This window comes from Streptomyces phytophilus (assembly GCF_013870535.1).
Lineage (GTDB): Bacteria > Actinomycetota > Actinomycetes > Streptomycetales > Streptomycetaceae > Streptomyces > Streptomyces phytophilus.
On sequence record NZ_JACBXC010000212.1, the window covers coordinates 1 to 6,960 of the forward strand.

Sequence of the window (6,960 nt, forward strand, 5' to 3'; positions counted from 1 at the left end):
GACGCGGTCGAGGTCCCCGAGACCTCCGGGACCGGCAGGGCCCGTACGGCGACGGAGGGCTGACCCGGCGCAGTGGCGGGACTGGGGGCGGACTTCCGGCGGCTGTGGTCAGCGTCCGCCGTCTCCAACCTCGGCGACGGCGTCCGCCTGACCGCACTCCCGCTGCTGGCCGCCGCGGTGACCCGGGACCCGGTGGCCGTGGCGGCGGTGTCCGCCGCGGCCGAACTGCCGTGGCTGCTCGTCAGCCTCCCCGCCGGTGCCCTCGCCGACCGCGTCGACCGCCGGCGGCTCATGGTCACAGTCCAACTCGCCCGGATGTGCCTGGCCGCGCTGCTCACGGCGGCCGTCGTGGCCGATCGCTCCTCCATCGCGATCCTGTGCGCCTTCGTGTTCCTGCTCGGGATCGGGGAGGTGCTCTTCGACGCCGCGGCGCCCACGATCCTGCCGCGGATCGTGCCCCGGGAGCAGCTCACGCGCGGCAACGCGCGGCTGTTCGGGGTGGAGTTGGGCGCGAACGAGTTCGCGGGCCCGCCGCTCGGCGGCGTCCTCTTCCGGCTGGGGCAGGCGGTGCCGTTCGTGCTCGACGCCCTGAGCTTCGCGGCGAGCGCGGCGCTGCTGAGCCGGCTGCGGGGCACGTTCCGGCCGTCCGGCACGGCTCGTACGCGGAAGGCCGGGCTGGGCCGCGAGATAGCGGAGGGCTTCCGCTGGCTCTGGGGCGATTCCGTGGTCCGCACGCTGTCCGTTGTCGTCACGTTCATGAACCTGGCCCGCGCCATGACGATGGCGGTCTTCGTGCTGTACGCCCTGCAGACGCTGCACCTGTCCGCCATCGGCTACGGCGTGCTCTCCGCCGCCGTCGCGGTCGGCGCCGTCGCCGCGTCCTGGGCCGCCGAACGCATCCGCCCCGCTGCGGCCGGTCCCGCTCTGGTCGCCGCGGTCCTCGGGCACGGGCTGACGACGGTCGCCATGGGCGCGACCTCGAACCCCTGGGTGGCGGGGGCGAGCAGCGCCGCGTTCGGCTTCGCGACGATGACGTGGAGCGTGCTGACCGCGGCGGTGCGCCAGACCGTCGTCCCGGACCGGCTGCTGGGCCGGATCAGCAGCGTCCACCGGTTCCTGAGCTGGGGCAGCCTGCCGCTGGGCTCGCTGCTGGGCGGGGTGCTGGCCGCGTCGTACGGACTGCGCGTGCCGTTCGTCGCGGGCGGGGCGGCGGTCGTGCTGGCGGCGCTGGTCGCGGCCCGTACGCTGCTGGGGGTCTCGGCGCTGCTGGACGGGCGGAGCGGGCGGGGTGGGTCGGGCGGGTCGGGCGGCGTCAGTGGAAGCGGGTCGTGACGATGCGGGCCTTGTAGACCTGCGCGCCCGGGCGGGTCTTGGACCGGCCGCCGGAGAAGTAGACCGTCGGGCCGCCCCACGGCGGGTCGGCGGGCGTCGGGTCCAGGGTCCACATCGCCTCGCCGTCGGTGTAGCGGACGTAGGACTTGACGTAGTTCTCCTCGGAGATGACCGTCACCTTCCGCGTCGCCTTGTCCAGCGAGTACACCCGGCCGCTGTCGGTGACCCACAGCTTGCCGGGGTCGGTGTAGTCGGGCTGGATGTCGTGGCCGTTGCCGGCGAAGGAGATGTCGGTGCCGGACTTCACCAGCCGGGCGGTGGAGTTGGCGCCGGTGACCCGGTAGGTGCGGATGACCTTGCCGCCGGTGACCCAGAGCAGGTCGTTCACGTCGTCCCAGAGCACGGCGTGCGGCTTGGGCATGTCGGTGATGGTCTGCACCTCGCGGAGCGTGGAGTGGTCGCTGTTGGCGCCGCCGTAGACGTGGATGCGGTCGCGGGTGCCGGCGACGACGACGGCGGCGAGGTTCGGGATGCGCTCGATGCAGTGCGGGTAACTGGCCACGGACGTCTCCCAGATGAGGTCGCCGCGGTCGAGCCGGTTGCCGTTGCCGGTGACCGCCACGATGCCGGCGCGGCCGTTGCCGGGCTGGCCGGCGGTCATCAGCGCGATGGTGCCGTAGCGGGTGGTGGCGCGGAAGCGGATCTCGAAGGGGTCGTCCCAGCCGTTCGTGGTGCCCGGGGTGAAGCTCCAGTTCGACGCCCCCGACCAGTCGCCGTTGCGGTCGAAGACCTGGAAGCTGTTGGTGGCCTGGTCGGTCAGCGCGATGGGGTAGTCGGCCGCCGCGGCGCGTGCGGTCGACGCGCCGAGGGTCACGGCGGCGGGCGCGGCGACCGCGCCGGCTAGGGCTCCGCTGAGCAGGCTGCGTCGCTTCATCGTCCGTCCGTTCGTCGGTGGGGATTCAGCCGCTTTCCGTTGTAATGCACGGCGGTTGCGGGGCGGTTGCGCGGGCCGGAGGACGTACACCGACTTCATGATTCTGTCAGGAGCATGACTTCCCTAGGTCATTCTACGCGCATAGTCTGAGCGCCGGCACGGCCGACTGCCGGCACCTCCGCGGCAGTTGGCGCACCCCCCAGGCCGTGCGCCGCGACCCGGCGCACCTACCCGAGGAGTCCCCATGCGCCCCACCGCAACGAAGGGTCTGGTCGCCGCCGGCGCCACCGCGGCGGCCCTCCTGGCAACCATCGCCCCCGCCCAGGCCGCCCCCGCCGACAAGGCCCAGGTGCTCGCGAGCTTCACCCAGACCAGCGCGTCGAGCTTCAACACCTGGGCGGCGGCCGAGTCGAACCGCGGCGCCTGGTCGGCGTACGCGTTCAACTGGTCGACCGACTACTGCAGCAGCTCCCCGGACAACCCCTTCGGCTTCCCCTTCCAGAAGTCCTGCCAGCGCCACGACTTCGGCTACCGCAACTACAAGGAGATGGGCACCTTCGACGCCAACAAGTCCCGCCTCGACAGCGCCTTCTACGAGGACCTCAAGCGCGTCTGCAACGGCTACTCGGGCGCCACCAAGACCTCCTGCAACAGCACCGCCTGGGTCTACTACCAGGCCGTCCGCGCCTTCGGCTGACCCCGCTCAGACCCCACCCGGCCCCGGCGGTGCCCCCATGCCGCCGGGGCCGGACGCCTGTCTGCGGCCACTCATCCGGCGGAGCCGGTCCGGACCCGGGTGTCGGATAGGGTCCGGCGGGGGGTGCGGGTATGAGTTTCCGGCTGGCGGCGTACGCCGTGTGCATCGAGGACGGGCGGGTGCTGCTGGCCCGCCACGTACCACCGCAGGGCGAGAGCACCTGGACCCTTCCGGGCGGCAGGGTCGAGCACGGGGAGGACCCCTTCGACACGGTGATCCGGGAGGTCGCCGAGGAGACAGGCTGCGCCGCGGTGGTCGACCGCCTGCTGGGAGTGGATTCGCGGGTGATCCCCGCGGCCGCCGCACGGGCGGGAGTCGAGCACCAGAACGTCGGCATCTTCTATCGGGCATGCATCGCCGGCGGACGGCTCCGGCCCGAACCGGACGGCGAAACCGCGGAGTCGGCCTGGACCGCGGTGCCCGAGGTCGCCGGCCTGCGCCGTTCGTCGCTGGTGGACGTGGGCCTGGCGCTGGCACGGAACCTCCCGGCGACCGGCCACGTGGCGCCTGTTGCCGTCGGCGGGCTGATCCGGCACTGAGGTGGTGCGGGCGGGCTTGGTGGTGTGCGGTCACGGGTTGTCGAAGGGAAGCCCGGCGACGACGGCTTTGCCGCGGATACGGCGCGGGACGACGGCCCAGGCGGCGGAGAGCGCGTCGACGAGGAGGAGCCCCCTGCCGCCGCAGGCGGCCTCGTCGTTGGGTGCCTCGTCGCGGGGCGCGAGGGTGGGTTCGCCGGGACCGGGGTCGGAGACGGCGAGCCAGTAGTGGCCGTCGGCGGGCCAGAGGAGGAGTTCGATGAGGTGGTCCTCGTGGGGTCGGGTGCCGTGGCGTACGGCGTCGGTGACGAGTTCGGAGGCGAGGAGCTGGAGGTCGTCACGGAGCCGGGGGTGATGGGGGCGGGGCAGGGCGTCGAGGACGGCCCGGCGGGCGCGGGGGACGGAGAGGGGATGGGCCGGGAAGGTGCGGCGGACGGGGAGGAGCGGGGGCAGGGAGATGTGGGGGCATGGCGTACTCCTGGGCAGGGGTTGGTCGTTGAAGTGCCGGTGGCATGCCTCCCTGAGGCACGAGCACGCCCGCCCCAGGGAGAGCGGGCATGCTCGCGCGGTGCGCTTCCGGCGTTGCTGTGAGTACCTTGCGCACGACTGAGAGTAGACGGATCTGGGGCAGAATTGCTAGCCTCGTGAAAAATTCTGCCCCGTGCACGGAGGGATGGCCATGGCTGCCAGGAACACGCCGACTGAGCGGCAGAAGCGCTTGGGGAGCGAGGTACGGAAGATCCGCACCTCGGCCGGCATGTCCGCCACGTACGCCGCCGGATTGCTGGGGGTCGACAGCGGCAAAATCTCCAACATGGAGTTCGGCCAGCGCACTATCACGCCCGAGCGGCTGCGCACTCTGGCCTGCAACTGCCACTGCACAGACGAGAAGTACGTCGAGGCCCTGGCCGCCATGGCCCAGCCGGGCGAGAAGGGCTGGTGGGAGCGATATCGCGGCAGCCTGCCCCACGGGCTGCTGGACATCGCGGAGTTGGAGGCGCACGCCCGCCGGATGCGTATCGGAACGACTGTCCATGTCCCGGGTCTGCTGCAGACCTCGGACCACGCCCTTGCTGTCTTCCGCGAGGTGATGCCGCCCCTGCCCGACGACGAGGTCGGCCTCCGGCTCGCCCTTCGTGCCAAGCGTCAACAGGTTCTCCTCGGCACCGATCCACCCGGCTACGTCGCGGTCGTGCACGAAGCGGCCCTGCGCATGCAGTTCGGCGGTCGGTTGGTCGCACGCGCGCAGTTGAACCACCTGCTCGACATGTCCGACCGGGAGAAGATCACCGTCAGGGTCATCCCGTTCGAGCGCGGGTCCTTCCCTGGAGCCGGGCAAAACGTCCTCTACGCCGAGGGCCCAGTACCGCAACTCGACACCGTGCAGATCGACAGCTCACACGGACCGGACTTCCTGCATGCGGACGGGCAACTCGCCAAGTACCGAGCACAGCTCGACCGGCAGGAAGACGCAGCTCTGCCGCCGGGCAAGTCCCGCGACTTCATCCACGAGATCGCACGCCAACTCTGAAACGAGGTAGTCATGAGCCACACCATCGACTGGGAAGACCCGTTCTGCGGCGAAGGCAATGCGTGCTTCCGCATAGGCACGGACGCGGAAGGCAACGCGCACATCGCCGTGGCAGGCAGCGAGGAGCACCGGGTCACCGACTCCGTGGAAGCCCTCCGTACGCTCATCCGCGACATCAAGGCCGGCAAGGCGGACCACCTGCTGTAGACACCAACCCCTCACATCCGCCCAAGGGTATGCGGCCGGTCTGACAGCGCGTGTCCGGACAGCCGGAACGGAGAAATTGGGCCGTAACTCGCGGTAACACCCCCCGATCCGGCCCGAATCAGCCCCCAGGCGCCGACTTTCGCCCACCCAGCCGCACCAACGGACCGCACCCGCTTATTCCGTTGACCCCCGTCCGCCCCGGCGCAAGAGTGGGGCCGGTCGGGGTCGGCGGCGTGCCTGGGGCGGTGTGCGGTGGCTGGTTCGGAGATGGCCCGCGAGCTGCGGGCCGGGGATCCCGCGTCCCCCGTGCCGCTGTGGACCGCGGACTTCCGGCGGTTCTTCACCGCCCGCACCACCTCCCTGCTCGGCGACGCCATGCTCCCCGTCGCCATCACCGCCGCCGTGCTGGGCGCCGGGTACGGCGCGAGCGGCGTGGGGTACGCCCTGGCCGCGCTCGTCGGGCCGTTCGCGGCGCTGATCATCTTCGGCGGCGTGCTGTCCGACCGCTTCGGCGCCCGGCTGCTCATGGTCGTCTCGGACGCGTCGCGGCTGGTCTTCCAGCTGGCGCTGGCGCTGCTGTTCCTCACGGGTACACCCCGGCTGTGGCAGATCCTCGTGCTGCTGGCCCTCGTCGGCGCGGGCAGCGCCCTCTTCCAGCCCGGCGTCGCGAGCATCACGCCGCGCGTCGCGAAGGACGTGCAGAAGGCCAACGCCACCCTGCGTATCGCCGAGTCCGTCACCCTCGTGCTCGGCCCGTCGATCGCCGGGCTGTTGCTGGCCGTCTCCTCGCCCGCCGTCGTCGTCGCCCTCGACGCCGTGACCTACGCGGTCAGCGGGGCCTGCCTCTTCGCGCTCCGCACGGTCCCCATGGGCCCGGCCGCCGAGCGCGACGGCGCGCCGTCGTTCCGGGCCGATCTCGTCGAGGGCTGGCGGGAGTTCACGGCCCGCACCTGGCTGTGGAGCGTCATCGTCGTCTTCATGCTCTGGCAGCTCGCCGGGGCGGGACCCACCACGACCCTCGGCAACAGCACGCTCGTCACCGACTACGGCGCCTCGACGTTCGGCCTGGTCATGTCGTCGCTCGGGGCGGGCAGCGTGGTGGGCGGGCTCGTGGCGATCAGACTGCGTCCGCGGCACCCGCTGCGCGCCGGCGCGCTGTCGATGACCGTGTGGGCGCTGATGCCGCTGGGCGTCGGCCTCGGGCTCTCGGCGCCGCTCGTTGCCCTGTGCTACGGGCTGAGCGGCATCGGTGCCGCCTTCTGGGCCGTCATGTTCCACACCAGCGTGCAGACGCACGTGCCGCAGGATGTCCTCGGCCGGGTGCACGCGTACGACGCGGCCGGCTCGCTGGTGATGAAGCCGGTCGGCCAGGCGTCGGCCGGACCGATGGCGGGGGTGGTGGGCGCGGTGCCGCTGCTGTTCGTGTCCGCGACGATGGCGATACTCACCTGCCTCCTGCTCCTCGCCATCCCGGCGGTACGGGGCCTGAAGCGCGCGGGAACCTAGACCGCGGATCGCGGGGCGGTGGGGGGTTGTCGGTGGGGGTGCGTACGCTGGCGGCATGACCGGGAGCATCGGCATCCGACCGAGCGACCGCCCCGCCGGGCGGCTGTTCGTGCTGCTGGTGCTCGCGGTGCTGGCGGGTGTGCTGGGCATGCACGCG

The 6,960-nt window shown here is 72.0% G+C and carries 8 protein-coding genes; 6 read left to right on the forward strand and 2 right to left on the reverse strand.

Annotated elements, in window-relative coordinates:
* The first annotated feature begins 72 nt into the window (after nt 1–72).
* Entirely contained in the window at nt 73–1,332 is a 1,260-nt protein-coding gene (locus H5J30_RS12745; RefSeq protein ID WP_181787549.1) for an MFS transporter, read from the forward strand.
* On the opposite strand, the gene H5J30_RS12750 is transcribed toward H5J30_RS12745, so the two are convergent.
* The gene (locus tag H5J30_RS12750; RefSeq protein ID WP_181787550.1) at nt 1,313–2,266 is read right to left on the reverse strand and encodes a hypothetical protein; all 954 of its coding nucleotides are present in this window, start codon (nt 2,264–2,266) and stop codon (nt 1,313–1,315) included. The two genes, H5J30_RS12745 and H5J30_RS12750, sit on opposite strands and share 20 nt — an antisense overlap.
* Nucleotides 2,267–2,510: 244 nt before the next feature.
* On the opposite strand from H5J30_RS12750, the gene H5J30_RS12755 reads away from it, so the two are divergent.
* Both H5J30_RS12755 and H5J30_RS12760 read left to right on the forward strand, forming a co-directional pair.
* On the forward strand, nt 2,511–2,963 hold the full coding sequence (locus tag H5J30_RS12755; protein ID WP_181787551.1) for a phospholipase: 453 nt from the start codon (nt 2,511–2,513) through the stop codon (nt 2,961–2,963).
* A 131-nt stretch (nt 2,964–3,094) separates the two neighbouring features.
* Nucleotides 3,095–3,562 carry an NUDIX hydrolase gene (locus H5J30_RS12760; protein ID WP_181787552.1) on the forward strand — a complete coding sequence of 156 codons (468 nt, stop codon included), beginning with the start codon at nt 3,095–3,097 and terminating at the stop codon, nt 3,560–3,562.
* Between the two features lie 30 nt (nt 3,563–3,592).
* On the opposite strand, the gene H5J30_RS12765 is transcribed toward H5J30_RS12760, so the two are convergent.
* Complete coding sequence (locus H5J30_RS12765) at nt 3,593–4,012, reverse strand: ATP-binding protein (protein ID WP_181787555.1); 420 nt, start codon at nt 4,010–4,012, stop codon at nt 3,593–3,595.
* Nucleotides 4,013–4,238: 226 nt separating this feature from the next.
* On the opposite strand from H5J30_RS12765, the gene H5J30_RS12770 reads away from it, so the two are divergent.
* The 3 genes from H5J30_RS12770 (at nt 4,239) to H5J30_RS12780 (ending at nt 6,803) form a co-directional block, all read left to right on the forward strand.
* Entirely contained in the window at nt 4,239–5,090 is an 852-nt protein-coding gene (locus tag H5J30_RS12770; protein WP_181787553.1) for a helix-turn-helix domain-containing protein, read from the forward strand.
* Nucleotides 5,091–5,102: 12 nt separating this feature from the next.
* A complete protein-coding gene (locus H5J30_RS12775) occupies nt 5,103–5,297 on the forward strand; it encodes a hypothetical protein (protein ID WP_181787554.1) in 195 nt (64 codons plus the stop codon).
* 252 nt (nt 5,298–5,549) lie between these two features.
* A complete protein-coding gene (locus H5J30_RS12780; RefSeq protein ID WP_309505516.1) occupies nt 5,550–6,803 on the forward strand; it encodes an MFS transporter in 1,254 nt (417 codons plus the stop codon).
* Nucleotides 6,804–6,960 lie beyond the last annotated feature (157 nt).

Coding starts and splice junctions, on each gene's coding strand:
- H5J30_RS12760 (WP_181787552.1), top strand. CDS start 3,095: ATGAGTTTCCGGCTGGCGGCGTACGCCGTGTGCATCGAGGACGGGCGG.
- H5J30_RS12750 (WP_181787550.1), bottom strand. CDS start 2,266: ATGAAGCGACGCAGCCTGCTCAGCGGAGCCCTAGCCGGCGCGGTCGCC.
- H5J30_RS12770 (WP_181787553.1), top strand. CDS start 4,239: ATGGCTGCCAGGAACACGCCGACTGAGCGGCAGAAGCGCTTGGGGAGC.
- H5J30_RS12775 (WP_181787554.1), top strand. CDS start 5,103: ATGAGCCACACCATCGACTGGGAAGACCCGTTCTGCGGCGAAGGCAAT.
- H5J30_RS12755 (WP_181787551.1), top strand. CDS start 2,511: ATGCGCCCCACCGCAACGAAGGGTCTGGTCGCCGCCGGCGCCACCGCG.